The organism is Streptomyces sp. NBC_00247, from assembly GCF_036188265.1.
Taxonomy (GTDB): Bacteria; Actinomycetota; Actinomycetes; order Streptomycetales; family Streptomycetaceae; genus Streptomyces.
Genome location: NZ_CP108093.1, coordinates 2,183,732 through 2,204,821, shown reverse-complemented (window position 1 = coordinate 2,204,821; position 21,090 = coordinate 2,183,732). Strand labels below are relative to the sequence as shown.

General features: G+C 69.1%; 15 protein-coding genes. All 15 read left to right on the top strand.

From position 1 onward, the window contains the following. Window positions 1-94 precede the first annotated feature (94 nt). Complete coding sequence (locus OHT52_RS09075) at window positions 95-574, top strand: MarR family winged helix-turn-helix transcriptional regulator (protein WP_328719616.1); 480 nt, start codon at window positions 95-97, stop codon at window positions 572-574. Next, window positions 571-2,058, top strand: a complete 1,488-nt coding sequence (locus tag OHT52_RS09070) for an MFS transporter (protein ID WP_328719615.1) — start codon at window positions 571-573, stop codon at window positions 2,056-2,058. Before OHT52_RS09075 ends, OHT52_RS09070 begins: the two co-directional genes overlap by 4 nt. An 84-nt stretch (window positions 2,059-2,142) precedes the next feature. Then, window positions 2,143-2,694 carry an isochorismatase family protein gene (locus OHT52_RS09065; RefSeq protein ID WP_328719614.1) on the top strand — a complete coding sequence of 184 codons (552 nt, stop codon included), beginning with the start codon at window positions 2,143-2,145 and terminating at the stop codon, window positions 2,692-2,694. Window positions 2,695-3,017: 323 nt separating this feature from the next. Next, complete coding sequence (locus OHT52_RS09060; RefSeq protein WP_328719613.1) at window positions 3,018-5,471, top strand: ABC transporter family substrate-binding protein; 2,454 nt, start codon at window positions 3,018-3,020, stop codon at window positions 5,469-5,471. Window positions 5,472-5,825: 354 nt separating this feature from the next. Next, complete coding sequence (gene typA, locus OHT52_RS09055; RefSeq protein ID WP_328719612.1) at window positions 5,826-7,697, top strand: translational GTPase TypA; 1,872 nt, start codon at window positions 5,826-5,828, stop codon at window positions 7,695-7,697. 787 nt (window positions 7,698-8,484) lie between these two features. After that, window positions 8,485-9,507 carry an ABC transporter permease gene (locus OHT52_RS09050; protein WP_328719611.1) on the top strand — a complete coding sequence of 341 codons (1,023 nt, stop codon included), beginning with the start codon at window positions 8,485-8,487 and terminating at the stop codon, window positions 9,505-9,507. Window positions 9,508-9,605: 98 nt separating this feature from the next. After that, window positions 9,606-11,399, top strand: a complete 1,794-nt coding sequence (locus OHT52_RS09045) for an ABC transporter substrate-binding protein (RefSeq protein WP_328719610.1) — start codon at window positions 9,606-9,608, stop codon at window positions 11,397-11,399. A gap of 113 nt (window positions 11,400-11,512) precedes the next feature. Beyond that, window positions 11,513-12,490 (top strand): ABC transporter permease, encoded by a 978-nt coding sequence (locus OHT52_RS09040; protein WP_328719609.1) that lies wholly within the window; start codon window positions 11,513-11,515, stop codon window positions 12,488-12,490. A gap of 10 nt (window positions 12,491-12,500) precedes the next feature. Further along, window positions 12,501-13,562, top strand: a complete 1,062-nt coding sequence (locus tag OHT52_RS09035) for an ABC transporter ATP-binding protein (RefSeq protein ID WP_328719608.1) — start codon at window positions 12,501-12,503, stop codon at window positions 13,560-13,562. Window positions 13,563-13,586: 24 nt separating this feature from the next. Continuing rightward, the gene (locus OHT52_RS09030; protein ID WP_328719607.1) at window positions 13,587-14,699 is read left to right on the top strand and encodes an ABC transporter ATP-binding protein; all 1,113 of its coding nucleotides are present in this window, start codon (window positions 13,587-13,589) and stop codon (window positions 14,697-14,699) included. Between the two features lie 265 nt (window positions 14,700-14,964). Next, window positions 14,965-16,599, top strand: coding sequence for a peptide ABC transporter substrate-binding protein (locus tag OHT52_RS09025; RefSeq protein WP_328719606.1), 1,635 nt, complete (start codon window positions 14,965-14,967; stop codon window positions 16,597-16,599). A 98-nt stretch (window positions 16,600-16,697) separates the two neighbouring features. After that, complete coding sequence (locus OHT52_RS09020; RefSeq protein WP_328719605.1) at window positions 16,698-17,621, top strand: ABC transporter permease; 924 nt, start codon at window positions 16,698-16,700, stop codon at window positions 17,619-17,621. Next, window positions 17,614-18,588, top strand: a complete 975-nt coding sequence (locus OHT52_RS09015) for an ABC transporter permease (protein ID WP_328719604.1) — start codon at window positions 17,614-17,616, stop codon at window positions 18,586-18,588. Before OHT52_RS09020 ends, OHT52_RS09015 begins: the two co-directional genes overlap by 8 nt. Window positions 18,589-18,601: 13 nt before the next feature. After that, window positions 18,602-19,579, top strand: coding sequence for an ABC transporter ATP-binding protein (locus tag OHT52_RS09010; RefSeq protein WP_328719603.1), 978 nt, complete (start codon window positions 18,602-18,604; stop codon window positions 19,577-19,579). Continuing rightward, window positions 19,569-20,864 carry an ABC transporter ATP-binding protein gene (locus tag OHT52_RS09005; RefSeq protein ID WP_328719602.1) on the top strand — a complete coding sequence of 432 codons (1,296 nt, stop codon included), beginning with the start codon at window positions 19,569-19,571 and terminating at the stop codon, window positions 20,862-20,864. The genes OHT52_RS09010 and OHT52_RS09005 overlap by 11 nt, the downstream gene beginning before the upstream one ends. Window positions 20,865-21,090: the final 226 nt, after the last annotated feature.

Below are 21,090 nucleotides of genomic sequence, written 5' to 3'. Positions count from 1 at the left end.
ACGCCCTTGGCCCCGGGTCCGAAGACCTCCGCCGATCCGACAGGATAGACAGGTAAACTTGCAAGATGTTCTACCCATCTTCTACGGTGGGGAAATGCCCGATACGACCGGAACCCCAGCCGCACGGCCGGCCACGCCTCCCGTGGACGACCCCGCTCCGGACGTGCTGGCCGTACGGCTCGCGTCGGTGGTGAGCCGGCTGCTCCGCAAACTGCGCACCGAGTCGGCGGAGAGCCTCCTCACCCCGTCGCAGCGGTCCGTCCTGGCCCGGCTGGAGAGCGACGGGCCCGCCACCACGGCGGCCCTCGCGCGGGCGGAGTACGTACGTCCGCAGTCCATGCGGCTGACGCTCGCCGCGCTGGAGAGCCAGGATCTGGTCGAACGGGCCCCCGACCCCGAGGACGGGCGCAAGTCGCTCGTCTCCGTCAACGACGCGGGGCGGGCCACGCTCGCCGGTCTCCGGGCCGCCAAGCACGACTGGCTGACCGAGGCGCTTGCCGCCGGGATGGACGAGGCCGAGCGCCGAGCCGTGGCGAAGGCGGTCACCCTCCTCGACCGGCTGGTGGAGCAGTGAGCTCCGCGCGCGGCACCGAGGTCGCGACCCCGCCGCTCATACCCCCGGCGGCGACCGGAACCACCGGTTCCGCCGCCCCGGCCACGAGCAGGAGCGCGGGCAGCGCCTCCCCGGCCCCCGAACAGCCCGGCTTCGGCGGTCGCCTCACGGCGCCCCTGCTGATCGGCTCGCTGGTCAACCCGCTCAACAGCACGATGATCTCCACCGCACTGGTCGCGATCGGGCACAGCTACTCCGTCGGCGCGGCCGGTACCGCCTGGCTGATCTCCGTCCTCTATCTCACCAGCGCCGTCGCGCAGCCGGTGCTCGGCAAGCTCGCCGACTCCGTCGGCCCGCGCCGGGTCTTCGTCGCCGGGCTGGTCGTGGTCCTGATCTCCGGGCTGGTGGGCGCCTTCGCCCTCTCGTTCACCTGGCTGCTGGTCTCCCGACTGCTGCTGGGCATCGGCAGCGCCGCCGCCTATCCGGCCTCGATGGCGATCCTGCGCCACGAGGGCCTGCGGGTCGGCCGTACGCCGCCGCGTCCGGTCCTCGCCCGGCTCTCGTTCGCCGCGGTCGGCAGCACCGCCGTCGGCCCGACGCTCGGCGGCGTGCTGGTGATGCTCGTCGGCTGGCGGGGCATCTTCGCGGTCAACGTGCCCGTCGCTCTGATCGCGCTCGTCACCGCGATCCGGTGGATCCCGGTCGACCGGCCCCGCGTGCGCGCCGAGGACGGCAGCCGCCCGAAGACCTCCGTCGATCCGCTCGGCATCGGGCTCTTCTCCACGGCCCTCACGCTGCTCGCCTTCTTCCTGCTCGACCTGGCCCACCCGCAGTGGTGGCTGCTGCTGCCCTTCGCGGTGGTCGGCGCCGTGCTGGTCCGGTGGCAGCTGCGGACCCCCGCCCCCTTCATCGACCTGCGGGTGCTCGTCTCCAACGGCGCGCTCACCCGTACCTACCTGCGGCACGGCCTCGGCTACCTGCTCGTCTACTGCGTGATGTACGGCCTGACGCAGTGGCTGGAGGAAGTCCGCGGGTTCTCGTCCGGCGAGACCGGGCTGCTGATGCTCCCGATGTCCGTCGCCGCCCTGGCCTGCTCGCTCCTCGGAGCCCGTACGAGGGGCATCCGGGGGCCGCTCACGCTGGCCTGCCTGCTGCTCGCCGGCGGGGCCGTGCTGCTGGGCTTCCTCTCCGGGAGCTCCCCGCTCGTCCTGCTGCTGCTGGCGGGTGCCTGCTTCGGCATCCCGCAGGGGCTGATCGGCACGAGCAACCAGGCGGCCGTCGCCCAGTTCGCCCCGGCCGCGTCCATCGGCTCGGCCGCCGGGCTCCAGCGCACCGCGCAGTACATCGGCGCGATCACCGCCTCCAGCATGATCGCCCTCGCCTACGGCCAGGCCGCCACGGACGCCGGTCTGCACCTCATGGCGTGGATCGCCGCCGGACTCGGGGTAGTGCTGATCGTCCTGACCCTCACCGACCGGGCCCTGCGCACCCCGCACGCCTCCTGAAGACCACCCCGCGCACCCGAACGACCGCACCGCCCCGGCCCTCGCGACCCGACGGGCCGGACCACAGAACAAGGAGTACGTCCCATGACCGCCACCACCCTCGACGCGAAGACCGCGCTCGTCGTCATCGACCTGCAGAAGGGCATCCTCGAACTGCCGATCATCCACTCGGGTGAGGAGATCGTCGCCAAGGCCGCCGAGCTCTCCGAGGCCTTCCGCGCCAAGGACCTGCCCGTCGTGCTCGTCCGCGTGACCGGCGGAGCGCCGGGCCGCACGGAGGCCGGCCACGGCGGCGGCCGGCCTCCGGCCGACTGGGCCGACCTGGCCCCCGGCCTCGGCCGCCAGGACAGCGACATCGTCGTCACCAAGCAGCAGTGGGGCGCCTTCTACGGCACCGACCTGGACCTCCAGCTGCGCCGCCGGGGCATCACCCAGATCGTGCTGCTCGGTGTCGCCACCAGCATCGGTGTCGAGTCGACCGCCCGTTTCGCCCACGAGTACGGCTACCACGTGACCGTCGTGACCGACGCGATCAGCGACATGGACGCAGGCTCCCACGCCAACTCCGTCGAGAAGGTGTTCCCGCGCCTCGGCGAGACCGCCACCACCGCGGAGATCATCAAGCTCCTCGGCTGATCCCTCCCGTACGCCGGTCCTCGCGCCTCCTCCCGCGTACGGCCGGTACGCGCACCCGTGCCCCGGGCCCGGCGAGCCGCCGGACCCGGGGCACGGGTGTGTCCGGAGCCCGGCGGGCCACCGGACGGCCGCACGCCCGTACCTCCGCGCGGGTGAGGTTTCCCGGTGGACCGACGTGTCGGGGACGACCCACGCGCGCAGGCGCTTTCAGTGGGGAGGCGTCATCGGTGTGATCAACCGCTTATGCCATCAGATCGTCAGGTAACTGTCATCCGGTCCATTCCGGTACGGGGTGGTCCGTTCCGGCCCCGGAGGTACCAGCCATGTCCCACGTCGGCGTCCCGCGCGGGACCGTCCGCAAGCGCCGCACCCTCGCGCTGTTCACCGCGGGTGTGCTCACGATCCCGGCGCTGGCCGGCTGCGACTCCGGCGGGGAGAAGTCCAGCGCCGGACTCCCCCAGGACATCGCCCCGACCGCCCGGGGAGCGATCGCCCAGGGATCCACCCTGAACTGGGCCGTCGACGCGGTGCCCGCCACGCTCAACACCTTCCAGGCGGACGCGGACAGCACCACCACCCGGATCACCGGCGCGCTCCTGCCGAACCTCTTCCCGCTCGACGCGACGGGAGCGCCGAAGCTCAACCCGGACTACCTGGAATCCGCGAAGGTCATCGACCGGGAGCCCAAGCAGGTCGTCCTCTACAAGCTCAACCAGCGGGCGGTGTGGAGCGACGGCCGCGAGATCGGCGCCCCGGACTTCGTCGCCCAGTGGCGCGCGCTGAACGGCAAGGACTCGGCGTACTGGACCGCGCGCAACGCCGGGTACGAGCGGATCGAGAAGATCGAACGCGGCCACGACGACCTCCAGGTGCGGGTCACCTTCTCGAAGCCGTACGGCGACTGGCGCTCGCTCTTCTCCCCGCTGTACCCGAAGGAGGTCATGGGCTCCCCGGACTCCTTCAACGAGGGCGCGCGCGCCACTCTGAAGAACACGGCCGGACCGTTCAAGCTCCGGTCCGTGGACAAGGGCGCCAAGACCGTCACCGTCGTCCGCGACCCCCGCTGGTGGGGTGGCGGGGCGAAGCTCGACAAGATCGTCTTCCGTGCGGTGGCTCCCCGGGACCGGGGCAAGGCACTCACCGAGGGCACCGTGGACGTGGCCGACATCGACGGGCGCGACGCGCAGCGCATCCGCCTCGCCGCCCGCGACGACGGCCGCAACGGCCGCCCGCTCACCCACGGCCCCCAGGCCGATCTCACCCCCGCCGCCGCCCTGCGCTCCTGGGCGCTCGCCCACGGCTCGGACGAGGAGGCGGCCGAGATCGCGCAGGCGTCCCGGGAGAAGGCCAAGGAGGCGATCGAGACGTACGAGGCCGAGCAGGCGGGCCTGCGCTCCTACGTCGTACGCAAGTCCCTGGAGCCCGCCTACACACAGCTGGCGCTCAACGGGGAGTCCGGCCCGCTGGCCGACGAGCGGGTGCGGCGGGCGGTGGCCCGCGCGCTGGACCGCCAGGAGATCGCCGACTCCGTCCTGAAGCCGCTGGGACTGCCCTCCGAGCCGCTCGGCAGCCACCTCGCGATGCTCGGCCAGCCGGGCTACACGGACAGCAGCGGCGCCATCGGCGACCAGGACACCGCGGAGGCCCTGGCGCTGCTCGCGGACGCGGGCTGGACACCGGGCGGCGGCGCCCGGAAGCCCAAGGGCACCGAGGCGGGCAGCGAGGCCGAGACGAAGGCCGGAGCAGGCAAGGCGTCGGCCTCGGCGGACGCCGACGACGAGGCTTCGGAGGAGGCCGAGGACGGCGCGGCGGGCGCGGAGAGCACGGGCGACGCGAAGACCGACACGGACGACAGCGGCGCGCGGAGCGACGCCGGGAGCAGCGGGAAGACCGACACGGAGGGCACCGGGACCGGGACGGCCGACGCGGAGGGTACCGGGAAGGCCGACGCCGACAAGACCGACGCCGGAAAGACCGACGCCGGCACGACCGCGGCCGACAAGGCCGCCGCCGACGAGAAGGCCGACGCCGGGAACGCCGGGCGCTACGTCGTCGGGGACGACGGCAAGCCGGGCGACGACGACTCCGCCGCCCGGGCGTCCCTCCAGGACCGCAAGGCCGGGGGCGCGCCGGGCCTGTACGCCCCCGTGGGCACCGCCGCCCCGGCGAGGCCCGCGGCGCCGGCCCGGCACGCGGCCGTACGCAGCCGGATCGGCAAGGACGGCAAGACGCTGAGCCTGCGGTTCGTGCTCCCCTCGGGGGCCGAGTCGGCCGCCCTGCGCAAGGTCGGCGAGAAGATCGCGGCCATGCTCGACTCCGTCGGCATCTCCACGGTGATCACCAAGGTCTCCGACGCGAGCTACTTCAAGGACCACATCGCCTCCGGCGAGTACGACCTGGCCCTGTACTCGTGGCCGGTCAGCGCCTACCCCGCCACGGACGGCCGTCCCATCTTCGCCAAGCCGGTCCCCGCCTCGGACGGATCGCTGGTCGTCGAGCAGAACTACACGCGGGTCGGCACCGACTACATCGACCAGCTCTTCGACCGGGCCGTCGCGACCCTGGACGAGAAGGCGTCCCGTGACCTGATGAAGCAGGCGGACGCCCGGATCTGGGCCGCCGCGGGCTCGATCCCGCTCTACCAGCGCCCGCAACTGGTGGCGGTCGACAAGAAGCTCGTGAACGTCGGCGCCTTCGGCTTCGGCACGCCGCGCTTCCAGGACATCGGGTTCAAGGACAAGAAGGCCGCGGGCGCCCCGGCGCGGCTGACCGAGTAGCGCGGGGCCCCGCCCAGGGGCCCACGTCGGCCGGGAGTGCCCGCCGGATCCCTCCGGCGGGCACTTGCGCGTCCGGCGGCGGGCGGGGGCCCGGGAAGGCCCGGGGAGAGGGTGCGTACGGGGGCCCAGGGGGCCTCAGCGGGCCCCCGCGGGCCGGTCCGCGGGGGCCCCGGCCCGTGAATATCCGTTGAATCCTCGGGGTGGAACGGTCTCGCGGATCGGGCCGGGAAGCCCCCCGCGCGGCTGGCCCGTACCATGGGACAAGCCGTGGCGTGTCAGCCCGGCGGGGCGTACGAGGACCTGAGACCGACTGCGACGCCTGATCCCACGATCCGAGAGAAGCGCATTCCACCCATGCCCACGCGCCACGACATCCGTAACGTAGCCATCGTCGCCCACGTCGACCACGGCAAGACCACGCTGGTCGACGCCATGCTCAAGCAGGCCGGTGCCTTCGCCGCGCACGCCGCCGAGAGCCTCGACGACCGCATGATGGACTCGAACGACCTGGAGCGTGAGAAGGGCATCACGATCCTCGCCAAGAACACGGCGGTGAAGTACCACCCCAAGGCCGGCGGGGAACCGATCACGATCAACATCATCGACACCCCCGGCCACGCCGACTTCGGTGGCGAGGTCGAGCGCGGCCTGTCGATGGTGGACGCGGTCGTCCTGCTCGTCGACGCCTCCGAGGGCCCGCTGCCGCAGACCCGCTTCGTGCTCCGCAAGGCGCTCGCGGCGAAGATGCCGGTCATCCTCTGCATCAACAAGACGGACCGTCCCGACTCCCGCATCGCGGAGGTCGTCGACGAGACGTACGACCTGTTCCTGGACCTGGACGCGGACGAGAACCAGATCGAGTTCCCGATCGTCTACGCCTGCGCCCGTGACGGCGTCGCCTCGCTGACCAAGCCGGAGGACGGCACCGTCCCGCCGGACAGCGAGGACCTGGAGCCCTTCTTCAACACCATCCTGGCGCACGTCCCCGCCCCGGAGTACGACGAGGCCGCTCCGCTCCAGGCCCACGTCACCAACCTGGACGCCGACAACTTCCTCGGCCGTATCGCGCTCTGCCGCGTCGAGCAGGGCGAGCTGCGCAAGGGCCAGACCGTCACCTGGATCAAGCGTGACGGCACCCAGCAGAACGTCCGCATCACCGAGCTGCTGATGACCGAGGCGCTCACCCGCAAGCCGGCCGAGGTGGCGGGCCCCGGTGACATCTGCGCCATCGCCGGTATCGGCGACATCATGATCGGCGAGACGCTGGCCGACCCCGAGAACCCGATCGCGCTGCCGCTGATCACGGTCGACGAGCCGGCCATCTCGATGACCATCGGCACCAACACCTCGCCGCTCGTCGGCAAGGGCGGTAAGGGCCACAAGGTCACCGCCCGCCAGGTGAAGGACCGTCTGGACCGCGAGCTGATCGGTAACGTCTCGCTCCGCGTCCTCGACACCGAGCGCCCGGACGCCTGGGAGGTCCAGGGCCGCGGTGAGCTCGCGCTGGCCATCCTGGTCGAGCAGATGCGCCGTGAGGGCTTCGAGCTGACCGTCGGCAAGCCCGAGGTGGTCACCAAGCAGATCGACGGCAAGACGCACGAGCCCATCGAGCGCATGACCATCGACTCGCCCGACGAGCACCTGGGCGCCATCACCCAGCTCATGGCGACCCGCAAGGGCCGTATGGAGACCATGACGAACCACGGCTCCGGCTGGGTCCGCATGGAGTGGATCGTTCCGTCCCGCGGCCTCATCGGCTTCCGTACGGAGTTCCTCACCCAGACCCGCGGCACCGGCATCGCGCACTCCATCTTCGAGGGCCACGAGCCGTGGTTCGGCGAGCTGCGCACCCGTCACAACGGTTCGCTCGTCGCCGACCGTGCCGGCTCGGTGACGCCGTTCGCCATGGTCAACCTCCAGGAGCGCGGCATCATCTTCACGGAGGCTGGCACCGAGGTGTACGAGGGCATGATCATCGGCGAGAACTCCCGCGCCGACGACATGGACGTCAACATCACCAAGGAGAAGAAGCTCACCAACATGCGTGCGGCGTCCGCGGACACCACGGAGAACGTGGTTCCGGCCCGCAAGCTCTCCCTGGAGCAGTCCCTGGAGTTCTGCCGCGAGGACGAGTGCATCGAGGTGACCCCGGAGACCGTGCGCATCCGCAAGGTCGTCCTGGACGCCAAGGAGCGCGGTCGCACCGCGTCGCGCGCCAAGCGCTGATCACATCCGGCCACCGGCCGGTGTGCGTCAAAGTCGGGTTTGAACTCGATCCCATGCATTGACATGAGGCCCGGCCCCCCGCAGACACTGTGGGGGGCCGGGCCTTCGTCAATTGATTTTCGTCACTTTAGTGTCCGGTTATCGGGCGTTGCTCTCCGAAACCTGTGTTAACAGTCCGTTTCGGGGGTGTCTGTCTGGACTCAGTTTGTCCGGATTTCGGTCACACGGCCTGTATCGATGTTGTCAAACCGAGACCCTTTAAGTGTGGTTTACGGTCCAGTCGTACTTAATAGTTGGCTCCATTGAGCTCGGGTCAATGAGTCACGCACTGTGGGGAGTGCCGACTCACGAGCACACGGGGCACACAGATTTTTCGTCGCCAGGGGTGTCGACGGAGATCGCTGGTGCCCGCTTCGTATGGAAGAACAAGTGGACTCATGAGGAGGAACCCATGCACGGTGCCACAAGCGCCCAGTGGGTCACGTCGTCCGGCCGGCGCGTCAGACGCCCACGATCCCTGGCGGTATGTCAGGGGTCGGTGCGATCGCTGTACTGATCCGCCCGGCGCCCGATCTCCCGTATCGGTTCTCCGGGGTGAGTCCACCCTGGCCGCGGTCTACCCGCGCAGATCAGCCTTAGGCCTGCTCGCCGCTCCGTACGCTCTCCTACCCGCCTTGTCGTTCGGCAACTCGGTTCAGGTGAAGTGCGGTTGACTTTTCGCATACTGCTGAAGAGGCGGCACGTGCGCGGGCCGGCGGCCGTCAATTACATGTGAAACGGACGAATCATGACGAGTCCAACTGGGATTCAGGCTGAGGCCCCGGCCTCGGTCCTCGAGAAAGAGCCCGAGAAGCCGACCGGCCCCGCCAAGGTCGAGGGGCGCTCGCCGGGCCAGCTGATGTGGCGCCGCTTCAAGCGGGACAAGACCGGACTCGTGTCCGCGGTCGTGGTGATCGTGTTCTTCGCGGTGGCGGCCCTCGCCCCGCTGATCACCAAGCTGTACGGCAAGGACCCGTACACGCTCTACGGCCAGGACGACCCGAACCTGCTGGACATGTTCAACATGCCCTCCGGCGGCATGGGCGGCATGTCCCCCGAGCACTGGTTCGGCATCGAGCCGACGCTCGGCCGCGACGTCTTCGCCCAGCTGCTCTACGGCATGCGGACCTCGCTGTACACGGCGGTCATCGCCACCCTCGCCATGGTGGTCATGGGTGTGCTGATCGGTCTCGTCGGCGGCTACTTCGGCGGCAAGACCGACTACTGGATCGGCCGGGTCACCGACTTCTTCCTCGCTCTCCCGAGCCAGCTCTTCTTCGTCGCCGCGATGCCGGTCATCACGACCGTGTTCGTCGCGCCGGACGAGGAGACCCCCACCTACGTGCGCACCTGCGCGATCATCGCCGTGATGTGGCTGCTCGGCTGGATGGGCCTGGCCCGTCTGGTCCGCGCCGTCACCCTCTCGCTCAGCGGACGCGAGTTCGTCGAGGCGGCCAAGGTCGCCGGAGCCTCCCCCTGGCGCATCATCCGCAAGGAGCTGCTGCCGAACCTCGTCACCCCGATCCTGGTGCAGTCCACGTACATGCTGCCCAGCACCATCCTCTCGGTTGCTTTCCTCTCCTTCGTCGGCGTCGGCTACGTCGAGCCGACGCCGGACTGGGGCCGGATGTTCTCCGTGGGCGCGAACGTCTACGAGCAGGACCCGGTCTACATGTTCTTCCCGGGTGTCGCCATGGTCGTCTTCGTTGTGGCGTTCAACCTCCTCGGGGACTCCGTACGGGACGCCTTCGACCCGAAGACGGGACGCTGATCCGAACCGCGGGGGAGCTGCCTCCCGGGCGCCGGCACCGACCGGACGTGCAGGGCAGCACAGTTGATCACTACTCACAGGCAGGTGGACTCGACTCCATGTCTATGCTCAAGAACCGTACGGCGAGAGCCGCACTGGTCGCGGTCGCGGCGGGCGCACTGACGCTCACCGCCTGCGGCGGCAACGACGACAACGCGGCCAAGGACAACAGCAAGACCAAGAAGGACGCGTCCTCGCAGTCCAACGCGGTCGTCCTCGGTACCGCCGCGGACTCCACCGGCCCGGCGGCCGAGGTCGCGGGCGCCCGCTCCGGCGGTACGGCCGAGGTCTACAACGACACCGACTTCTCGCACCTTGACCCGGGTCAGATCTACGTCAGCGACGGCGGCCTGCTCTCCCGCCTGATCTACCGCGGCCTGACGCAGTACAAGGAAGCCAACGGCAAGCTGACGGTCGTCGGCGACCTCGCCACGGACTCGGGCAAGGTCTCCGACGGCGGCAAGACCTGGACCTACACGCTGAAGGACGGCGTGAAGGACCAGAACGGCCACGTCATCGACTCGGCCGACATCCGTCACACCGTCGAGCGCCTGTACTCGACCAACATCACCGACGGTCCGGTCTTCCTGCAGCAGTGGCTGTCCGGTGCCGGCAACGCGTACCGCAAGGCGTACGAGGGCCCCTACAAGGGCAAGCACCTGCCGGACTCGGTGCTGGAGACCCCCGACGCGAAGACGGTCGTCTTCCACTTCCCGGCCGCCGAGCCGGACCTTCCGCAGGCGCTCGCCATGGCCGGTTACTCCGTCGTCCCCAAGGCCACGGACACCCAGGCCAAGTACGACAGCGCCCCGGTCGCCGTGGGCCCGTACAAGATCGCCGAGTTCAAGCCCGGCAAGGGCATGAAGCTCGTCCGCAACACCAACTGGGACGCGAAGACCGACTCGGTCCGCCACCAGTACGTCGACGGCTTCAACATCGAGTACAACCACGACGACACGGACCAGACCAAGACGATCCTCGCCGACCGCGGTGCGGCGAAGAACGCGGTCATGTTCACCGGTCAGGTCGCCACCGAGCAGCTCAAGGCGGTCACCAGCGACAAGGCCGCCATGGCCCGCACGATCCAGGGCTACGCCCCGTACGTGTGGCAGATGAACTTCAACCTGGACCGCATGACGGACAAGAAGCTCCGTGACGCGATCACTCTGGCTCTGCCGGCCTCCGCGATCGCCAAGGCCGACGGTGGCGCGTACGGCGGCGAGGTCGCCAACAGCCTGATGTCGCCCACCACCCCGGGCTACGACGAGACCTTCGACCCGTTCGAGCGCAAGACCAAGGCGAACGGTGACCTGGCCAAGGCCAAGAAGCTCGTCAAGGAAGCCGGCGCCGAGGGCAAGAAGATCGTCTACGCGTACGGCAACACCCCGGTCCGTCAGCAGCAGGCGGTCCTGATCGCCAACGCGCTCGGCAAGATCGGCCTGGACGTCCAGAAGAAGGAGATCGACTCCGCCACCTGGTACGAGCGGGTCGGCAAGGTCGACAACGGCTACGACATCTACATGACCGGCTGGGGCCAGGACTGGCCGTCGGCGTCCACCGTCATCCCGCCGGTGTACAACGGCACCGCCATCCAGGACGGTTCGTCGAACTACTCGCACATCAACGACCCGCACGTGAACTCGGAGATCGAGCGGATCCTGAAGATCACGGACGTCGCCGAGGCCACCAAGGCCTGGGCCGCGCTCAACGAGTACATCTCCACGGAGATCAACCCGGCTGCCCCGGTCTACTACACCAAGGTGTTCCAGATCGCCGGCTCCAACATCGGTGGCCTGCGCTACTCGACGGTGCAGAGCTACACCGACGTGACGCAGATCTTCCTCAAGAAGTAGTCGGCAACAGCAGTTTCACGGGGGTGCGCGCGCGGCGGAGCGCGCGCCCCCCTCTGCCGGATCCGCCCCACCTCCCCCCTCTCGTCCCGCCGTCCTGAGAGCAGCCTCTTGCCATGCTTCGTTTCCTCTTGCGCCGGTCGCTCGGCGCGTGCCTGATCCTGGTCCTGATCAGCGCCTTCACCTTCTTCATGTTCTTCGCCATCCCACAGGACCCGGCGATGCTGGCCTGCGGCAAGAACTGCACCCCGGACGCGCTGGCGATCATCCACACGAACCTCGGTCTCGACAAGCCGACGATCGTCCAGTACTGGATCTTCCTCTCCGGCATCTTCACCGGTCGTGACTTCTCCGTCGGCCACTGCGCGGCACCCTGCTTCGGTGTCTCGTTCAACAACGGCCAGATGGTGTGGGACACGATCGTCGACCGTTTCCCGCTGACCCTCTCGCTCACCATCGGCGGGCTCATCGTCTTCCTCACCGTGGGTCTCGGCACCGGCCTCATCGCCGCCCGCTACCGCGGTACCTGGCTGGACAAGGTCGTCAGCTCCTTCTCGCTGGTGCTGAGCTCCTTCCAGATCTACTTCCTCGGCCCGATCGTGCTCGGCATCTTCGTGTACAGCACCGGCTGGCTGGACAAGCCGAAGTACAACGACTTCAGCGACGGTGTCGGTCCCTGGTTCATGGGCCTGCTGATCCCCTGGGTCGTGATGTCCGTGATCTTCACGGCCAACTACACCCGTATGGCCCGCTCCACGATGATCGAACAGCTCCAGGAGGAGCACGTCCGGGCGGCCAAGGCCAAGGGCATGAGCGGACGTTACGTCTTCATGCGCTACGCCTGGCGCGGCTCGCTCATCCCGATCGTCACCATCCTCGGCATGGACATCGCGGCGCTCCTCGGCGGCGGCATGGTCACCGAGATCACCTTCGGCCTTCCCGGGATCGGCCGGCTGGCCATCGATTCCGTGAACAACAAGGACCTGCCGATGACCATGGGCGTCATGCTCGTCAGCGCGGCCTTCATCATTGTTCTGAACCTCGTCGTGGACGCCCTGTACGCCGTGATCGACCCGCGCGTGCGGCTGTCCTAGGAGTAGCAACGTGACCACACTCACCAAGACCGAGGACGCCGCGGCCCCCACCGGGTCCGACTCGTTCCTCTCGGTACGCGATCTGCACGTCAAGTTCTCCACCGAGGACGGCGTCGTCAATGCGGTGAACGGGCTCTCCTTCGACCTGGAGCGCGGCAAGACGCTCGGCATCGTCGGCGAATCCGGTTCCGGCAAGTCGGTGACCAACCTGACCGTGCTGGGCCTGCACAACCCGAAGTCGACCACCGTCGAGGGCGACATCCTCCTCGACGGCGTGAACCTGACGCACGCGCCCGAGTCCCAGCTCGAATCGCTGCGCGGCAACAAGATGTCGATGATCTTCCAGGACGCGCTCACCGCGCTCTCGCCGTACTACACGGTGGGCCGGCAGATCTCGGAGCCGTTCCGCAAGCACACCGGCGCCAGCAAGAAGGAGGCCCGGGACCGGGCCATCGAGATGCTGACCAAGGTGGGCATCCCGCAGCCCACGCTGCGGGTGGACGACTACCCGCACCAGTTCTCCGGCGGCATGCGCCAGCGCGCCATGATCGCCATGTCGCTGGTCTGCAACCCCGACCTGCTGATCGCCGACGAGCCGACGACCGCCCTGGACGTCACCGTCCAGGCGCAGATCCTCGACCTGCTCAAGGACCTCCAGCAGGAGTTCGGCTCCGCGATCATCATGATCACGCACGACCTGGGCGTCGTCGCCAACATGGCCGACGACCTGCTGGTGATGTACGCCGGCCGGGCCGTCGAGCGCGGTTCGGTGCGTGAGGTGCTCAAGTCGCCCCAGCACCCGTACACCTGGGGTCTGCTCGGCTCGATGCCGCGGCTGAGCTCCAGTGTCGACGAGCCCCTCATGCCGATCCCGGGTTCGCCGCCGTCCCTGCTCAACCCGCCGTCCGGCTGCGCCTTCCACCCCCGGTGCGCGTTCACCGGAGACGTCGGCGGGGACGCGTGCGTCTCCTCGCGTCCCGGTCTGCCGGCCGGACGGGGTTCCGCCTGCCACCTGACGGCGGAACAGAAGCAGCAGGTGTTCATCGAGAAGATTCAGCCCCGGCTGGGCTGACCTACCAGCGACTGGGGCATCACCATGAGCGAGAACAACACCACTGACACGGCGGCCACCGGCACCGTGCCGAAGCAGCAGGACAAGGACGCGGCCTCCCCGCTGTTGGAGGTCCGCGACCTCAAGAAGCACTTCCCCATCAAGGGCGGCTTCCCGATCAAGCGGACCGTCGGCGCGGTCAAGGCGGTCGACGGCCTGTCCTTCGACGTCATGCCGGGCGAGTCCCTCGGTCTGGTCGGTGAGTCCGGCTGTGGCAAGTCGACCACCGGGCGGCTGCTGACCCGCCTGCTGGAGCCGACCTCGGGCACGGTCGCGTACAAGGGCCAGGACATCAGCCACGCCTCGCGGCGCGACATGATGCCCATCCGGTCCGAGATCCAGATGATCTTCCAGGACCCGTACGCCTCCCTGAACCCGAGGCAGACGGTCGGCAACATCATCGGCGGACCGATGGAGATCAACGGCATCAACCCGCCCGGTGGCCGCGAGGCCCGGGTGCGGGAGCTGCTGGAGATCGTCGGCCTGAACCCGGAGCACTACAACCGCTTCCCGCACGAGTTCTCGGGCGGCCAGCGGCAGCGCATCGGTGTGGCCCGCGCGGTCGCGCTGCAGCCGAAGCTGATCATCGCGGACGAGCCGGTCTCGGCCCTGGACGTCTCCATCCAGGCGCAGGTCATCAACCTGCTCCAGGAGGTCCAGCGCGAGATGGGCATCGCGTTCGTCTTCATCGCGCACGACCTCGCGATCGTCCGGCACTTCTCGCAGCGCGTCGCGGTGATGTACCTGGGCAAGATCATCGAGGTGGCCGACCGCGACTCGCTGTACGAGGCGCCCCGGCACCCGTACACGCACGCGCTGCTGTCCGCCGTCCCGGACGCCGACATCGACGCCGACAAGCGCGAGCGCATCCGGCTGGAGGGTGACGTCCCGTCGCCCGTCAACCCGCCCTCGGGCTGCCGCTTCCGCACGCGGTGCTGGAAGGCCCAGGACAAGTGCGCCACCGAGGAGCCGCCGCTCGTGCAGCTCTCCGGCGACAAGCCCGGCCACCTCACGGCCTGCCACTTCCCGGAGGACCCGACGGTCACCCGCACGAAGGACATCGTGATGGACCCGGCGCTGGCGGCGCTGGAGGAGTAGTCACTCCAACCCCGCTGGTACCCGTGGCACCAGCGAGGCAGGCGCCGGTTCGCGGTCTGGGACGACGGGCCCGTACTCAGGAGATCACTCCCGAGTACGGGCCCGTCGTCGTGTCCGGGGAGCGGGGTCCGGAGCCGGGCGGGGCCGGTCGGGTGACGGGCCCTCGGCCGGACCCGCCCGTACGGGCCAAGCGTGCATGCCATACCTAGGCGAATGGGGTGATATAGGGCAGAGCTACTCATGGCATCTCAGGAGGAGGCACTTCATGCGCGGAGCCACACGGGCCAGGTGGACCGCATGCACCGTGGCAGTCGCACTGGCGGCGACGGCCTGCGGCGGGGGCGGCGACAGCGACAGCGGCGGCAGTGGCGCCGACGGGATCGTCAGCTCCTCCTGGGGCGACCCGCAGAACCCGCTGGAACCCGCGAACACCAACGAGGTGCAGGGTGGCAAGGTCCTCGACATGCTCTTCCGCGGTCTCAAGCGGTACGACCCGAAGACCGGCGAGGCCAAGAACATGCTGGCCGACAAGATCGAGTCCAGTGACGCGACGAACTACACCATCACGGTCAAGGACGGCTGGACCTTCTCCAACGGCGAGAAGGTCACCGCGAAGTCCTTCGTCGACGCCTGGAACTACGGTGCCGCGCTGAAGAACAACCAGAAGAACGCCTACTTCTTCCAGTACATCGACGGCTACGAGAAGGCCCACCCCGAGAGCGGCTCCGCCTCCGCCACGACGCTCTCCGGCCTCAAGGCCACCGGCGACCTGACCTTCACGGTGAAGCTGTCGCAGAAGTTCTCCCTCTGGCCGGACACGCTCGGCTACGCGGCCTTCTCGCCGCTGCCCCAGAGCTTCTTCGACGACCACGACGCCTGGCTCTCCAAGCCCGTCGGCAACGGCCCGTACACCATCGACCAGTACGCCAAGGGCTCGTCGATGAACCTGCGCCGCTGGGACAAGTACCCCGGGGACGACAAGGCCGAGAACGGCGGCATCGACCTCAAGGTCTACACCGACAACAACACCGCCTACACCGACCTGACCGCGGGCAACCTCGACCTCGTCGACGACATCCCCGCCTCCCAGCTCACCAACGTCCAGTCCGACCTCGGCGACCGCTACATCAACACCCCGGCCGGCATCATCCAGACCCTCGCCTTCCCCTTCTACGACAAGGAGTGGGACACCGAGAACGGCCGTAAGGTCCGCCAGGGACTGTCGATGGCGATCAACCGCCAGCAGATCACCGACCAGATCTTCCACCAGACCCGGACCCCCGCCTCCGACTGGACCTCCCCGGTCCTCGGCGAGGAGGGCGGCTTCAAGAAGGGGCTGTGCGGCAAGGAGTGCGCGTACGACGCCGACGAGGCCAAAAAGATGATCAATGACGCCGGCGGCATCCCCGGGGGCCAGCTCAAGATCTCGTACAACGCGGACACCGGCTCCCACAAGGAATGGGTCGACGCCGTCTGCAACAGCATCAACAAGGCCCTGGACAACAACCGGGCCTGCGTCGGCGGCCCGGTCGGCACCTTCGCCGACTTCCGCAACCAGGTCTCCCAGCAGAAGCTGAACGGCGCCTGGCGCGCGGGCTGGCAGATGGACTACCCGCTCATCCAGAACTTCCTCCAGCCGCTCTACTACACCAACGCCTCGTCCAACGACGGCAAGTGGAGCAACCAGGAATTCGACGACCTCGTCGACAAGGCGAACGCGGAGACGGACAAGGCCGCCGCGGTGAAGACCTTCCAGGACTCCGAGCAGGTGCTCGTCGAGCAGATGCCGGTCATCCCGCTCTGGTACCAGAACGGCAGCGCCGGCTACTCCGACCGCGTCTCGAACGTCGCGCTGAACGTCTTCAGCGTCCCCGTCTACAACGAGATCAAGGTCAAGTGACCCGCTGAAGCCGGGTGGCCGGTGCGGACCACCGCACCGGCCACCCGGCTCATCCGGTGCCCGGCCCACGCTTCCGCCCCCACCCCCCGGAGCCCCACATGGGACGTTATGTGATCCGGCGGCTGCTGCAGATGATCCCGGTCTTCTTCGGCACCACGCTGCTGATCTTCCTCATGGTGAACGTGATGGGCGACCCCATCGCGGGTCTCTGCGGCGACCGCCAGTGCGACCCCGCCACCGCCGCCCAGCTGCGTGCCGAGTTCGGCCTCGACAAGCCGGTCTGGCAGCAGTACCTGACGTACATGGGCAACGTCTTCACCGGCGACTTCGGCACCGCGTTCAACGGGCAGAAGGTCACCGAGCTGATGGCCACCGCGTTCCCCATCACCATCCGGCTCACCATCGTCGCCATCGTCTTCGAGATCATCATCGGCATCAGCCTCGGCGTCCTCACCGGCCTGAAGCGGGGCCGGCCCGTCGACACCACGGTGCTGATCCTGACCCTGGTCGTCATCTCCGTCCCGACCTTCGTCACCGGTCTGCTGCTCCAGCTGCTGCTCGGCGTGAAGTGGGGCGTCATCAGCCCCTCGGTCTCCTCGGCGGCGCCGCTCGACGAACTGATCGTCCCCGGACTCGTCCTCGCCTCGGTCTCGCTCGCCTACGTCGCCCGGCTCACCCGCTCCTCCATCGCGGAGAACGCCCGCGCCGACTACGTACGCACCGCCACCGCCAAGGGGCTGCCCCGGCGCCGGGTGATCGTGCGCCACCTGCTGCGCAACTCGCTGATCCCGGTCATCACCTTCATCGGTACGGACGTGGGCGCGCTGATGGGCGGGGCCATCGTCACCGAGCGGATCTTCAACATCCACGGGGTCGGATACCAGCTCTACCAGGGCATCCTGCGCCAGAACACCCAGACCGTCGTCGGGTTCGTCACCGTCCTGGTCCTCGTCTTCCTGGCGGCCAACCTGATCGTCGACCTCCTGTACGCCGTACTCGACCCGAGGATCCGCTATGCCTGAGCCGTATTCGCAGGACGGGGCGATCTCACCGGCGGGAGCCGGCGGACCCATGGACCTCGCCCTGGAGGAGGGCGAGACGCTGGAGAAGCCGCCCGGCCACGACGGCGGGGGCCCCGCCGAGAAGCCCCGCAGCCTCTGGTCCGACGCCTGGCGCGACCTGCGGCGCAACCCGGTCTTCATCGTCTCCGGCCTGATCATCCTCTTCCTGGTGGTCATCTCGATCTGGCCGTCGCTCATCGCGAGCGGCGACCCGCTCCAGGCCGACCTGGCCGACGCCCAGAAGGGCCGGGAACCCGGCCACCCCTTCGGCTTCGACCCGCAGGGCCGCGACGTCTACACCCGCGTCGTCTACGGAGCCCGCACCTCGGTCACCATCGGCATCTGCGCCACCCTCGGTGTCGGCATCCTGGGCAGCATCCTCGGCGGACTCGCCGGGTTCTTCGGCGGTGGCTGGGACGCCGTGCTCTCCCGGATCACCGACGTCTTCTTCGGCATCCCGGTGGTCCTCGGCGGCCTGGTCTTCCTCTCCGTCGTGACCAGTTCCACCGTCTGGCCCGTCGTCGGCTTCATCGTCCTGCTCGGCTGGCCGCAGATCGCCCGCATCGCCCGCGGCTCCGTCATCACCGCCAAACAGAACGACTACGTCCAGGCCGCCCGCGCGCTGGGCGCCTCCAACTCGCGGATGCTGCTGCGCCACGTCGCCCCGAACGCCATCGCCCCCGTCATCGTCGTGGCGACCATCGCGCTCGGTACCTACATCTCCCTGGAGGCGACCCTCTCCTACCTCGGCGTCGGCCTGAAGGAACCCGCCGTCTCCTGGGGCATCGACATCTCCGCCGCGTCCAGCTACATCCGCAACGCCCCGCACATGCTGCTCTGGCCCGCGGGAGCGCTGGCGGTCACCGTGCTGTCGTTCATCATGCTCGGCGACGCGGTGCGCGACGCCCTCGACCCCAAGCTGCGCTGAGGAGCCCGTTGCCATGCTGTTGGAAGTGCGCGATCTGCACGTGGAGTTCCACACCCGGGACGGTGTCGCCAAGGCCGTCAACGGCGTCAACTACTCGGTGGACGAAGGGGAGACGCTCGCCGTACTCGGCGAGTCCGGCTCGGGCAAGTCGGTCACCGCGCAGGCGATCATGGGCATCCTCGACATGCCGCCCGGGAAGATCAGCGGCGGCGAGGTGCTCTTCAAGGGCCAGGACCTGCTGAAGCTCAAGAAGGACGAGCGGCGGAAGATCCGGGGCCAGGAGATGGCCATGATCTTCCAGGACGCGCTCTCCTCGCTGAACCCCGTACTGACCGTGGGCGAGCAGCTCGGCGAGATGTTCCGGGTGCACCGGGGGATGTCCCGCAAGGACGCCCGCGCGAAATCGGTCGAGCTGATGGACCGGGTCCGCATCCCGGCGGCCAAGGAGCGGGTCGGGAACTACCCGCACCAGTTCTCCGGCGGGATGCGCCAGCGCATCATGATCGCCATGGCGATGGCGCTGGAACCCGCGCTGATCATCGCCGACGAGCCCACCACCGCGCTCGACGTGACGGTCCAGGCCCAGGTCATGGAGCTGCTCGCGGAACTCCAGCAGGAGTACCGGATGGGCCTCATCCTCATCACCCACGACCTCGGCGTCGTCGCCGACGTCGCCGACAAGATCGCCGTGATGTACGCGGGCCGGATCGTCGAGACCGCCCCCGTCCACGAGATCTACAAGGCCCCCGCCCACCCGTACACCAAGGGCCTCCTCCAGTCGATCCCGCGCCTGGACCAGAAGGGCCAGGAGCTGTACGCGATCAAGGGGCTGCCCCCGAACCTGCTGCGCATCCCGCCCGGCTGCGCCTTCAACCCGCGCTGCCCGATGGCCCAGGACGTGTGCCGCACGGACGAGCCGCCGCTCTACGACGTGGCCGAACACCGCGCGAGCGCCTGCCACTTCTGGAAGGAGACGCTCGATGCACGCTGACCACTCCGGAGGCCGCAAGGAGGCGCGCGAAGAGGGCGAGATCGCCGCGACCCTCCTCTCCGAGTCGCGCCGGCTCTCCTCGTGGGCCGAGGGGGAGCCGATCCTGCGGGTCCGCGAGCTCGTCAAGCACTACCCGCTCACCCAGGGCATTTTGATCAAGAAGCAGGTCGGCGCGGTCAAGGCCGTCGACGGGGTCACCTTCGACCTCTCGGCCGGTGAGACGCTCGGCATCGTGGGCGAGTCCGGCTGCGGCAAGTCCACCGTCGCCAGGATGCTGGTCCACCTCGAACGCCCCACCGCCGGGACGATCCAGTACAAGGGCGAGGACGTCACCAAACTCTCCGGCCGGGCCCTGAAGGCGGTGCGCCGGAACATCCAGATGGTGTTCCAGGACCCCTACACCTCGCTCAACCCGCGCATGACGGTCGGCGACATCATCGGGGAGCCGTACGAGATCCACCCCGAGGTCGCCCCGAAGGGCAGCCGGCGGCAGCGGGTGCAGGACCTGCTGGACGTGGTGGGGCTCAACCCCGAGTACATCAACCGCTATCCGCACCAGTTCTCGGGCGGCCAGCGCCAGCGCATCGGGATCGCCCGCGGTCTGGCGCTCAACCCCGAGATCATCGTCGCCGACGAACCCGTCTCCGCCCTCGACGTCTCCGTCCAGGCGCAGGTCGTCAACCTGCTGGACCGCCTCCAGGCCGAGTTCAGCCTCAGCTTCGTCTTCATCGCCCACGACCTCTCGATCGTCCGCCACATCTCGGACCGGGTCGGGGTGATGTACCTCGGCCGGATCGTCGAGATCGGCACCGAGGAGGAGATCTACGACCACCCGACGCACCCCTACACCCAGGCCCTGCTCTCCGCCGTCCCGGTACCCGACCCGGAGGCCCGCGAGCACCGTGAACGGATCATCCTGCACGGGGACGTGCCCTCGCCCGCCAACCCGCCCTCCGGCTGCCGCTTCCGCACCCGGTGCTGGAAGGCGCAGGAGCGGTGCGCGGTGGAGGAACCGCTGCTCGCCGTCCCGGAGGCGTTCAGGGCGGTGGCGGGCCCGGCCCACCACGACTCCGCCTGCCACTTCGCCGAGGAGAAGCACGTGGTCGCGGTGGAGACCGACCGGGTGCTGCCGCCGACGCCCCCGGCGGCGGGTACGGAGGGCGGGGAGGGCGGCGGTACGGAGCCAGGGGCCGGCGACGGCGGCCGGGACGCAGGCGACGACGGTACGGCGCCGGGTGCGGGTGGGACCGGACCGGAGCGGCGACCGCCGGACGCGGGGCTGTAGGGCGTGCACCGGAAGTGGCGCCGTCCTCCGGTGCTCCGGCGCCCGGCGGAACATCGTTAACAGCGAGGCAACTCGGTTGTCGCCACACCGATATACGGACCGCGCACCATGTACAGCGTACGGCCGTGCGGGTGCCGTGGACCGGCCGGGACGACGTCACGTCGTCCCGGCCGGTTTCCCGTTCCGGACTTGAGCGGACCCCTTGTCGGCTGAACCCGGGCAGTGG

Coding starts and splice junctions, on each gene's coding strand:
- OHT52_RS09065 (WP_328719614.1), top strand. CDS start 2,143: ATGACCGCCACCACCCTCGACGCGAAGACCGCGCTCGTCGTCATCGAC.
- OHT52_RS09060 (WP_328719613.1), top strand. CDS start 3,018: ATGTCCCACGTCGGCGTCCCGCGCGGGACCGTCCGCAAGCGCCGCACC.
- OHT52_RS09045 (WP_328719610.1), top strand. CDS start 9,606: ATGTCTATGCTCAAGAACCGTACGGCGAGAGCCGCACTGGTCGCGGTC.
- OHT52_RS09025 (WP_328719606.1), top strand. CDS start 14,965: ATGCGCGGAGCCACACGGGCCAGGTGGACCGCATGCACCGTGGCAGTC.
- OHT52_RS09020 (WP_328719605.1), top strand. CDS start 16,698: ATGGGACGTTATGTGATCCGGCGGCTGCTGCAGATGATCCCGGTCTTC.
- OHT52_RS09015 (WP_328719604.1), top strand. CDS start 17,614: ATGCCTGAGCCGTATTCGCAGGACGGGGCGATCTCACCGGCGGGAGCC.
- OHT52_RS09005 (WP_328719602.1), top strand. CDS start 19,569: ATGCACGCTGACCACTCCGGAGGCCGCAAGGAGGCGCGCGAAGAGGGC.
- typA (WP_328719612.1), top strand. CDS start 5,826: ATGCCCACGCGCCACGACATCCGTAACGTAGCCATCGTCGCCCACGTC.
- OHT52_RS09040 (WP_328719609.1), top strand. CDS start 11,513: ATGCTTCGTTTCCTCTTGCGCCGGTCGCTCGGCGCGTGCCTGATCCTG.
- OHT52_RS09075 (WP_328719616.1), top strand. CDS start 95: ATGCCCGATACGACCGGAACCCCAGCCGCACGGCCGGCCACGCCTCCC.
- OHT52_RS09010 (WP_328719603.1), top strand. CDS start 18,602: ATGCTGTTGGAAGTGCGCGATCTGCACGTGGAGTTCCACACCCGGGAC.
- OHT52_RS09030 (WP_328719607.1), top strand. CDS start 13,587: ATGAGCGAGAACAACACCACTGACACGGCGGCCACCGGCACCGTGCCG.
- OHT52_RS09050 (WP_328719611.1), top strand. CDS start 8,485: ATGACGAGTCCAACTGGGATTCAGGCTGAGGCCCCGGCCTCGGTCCTC.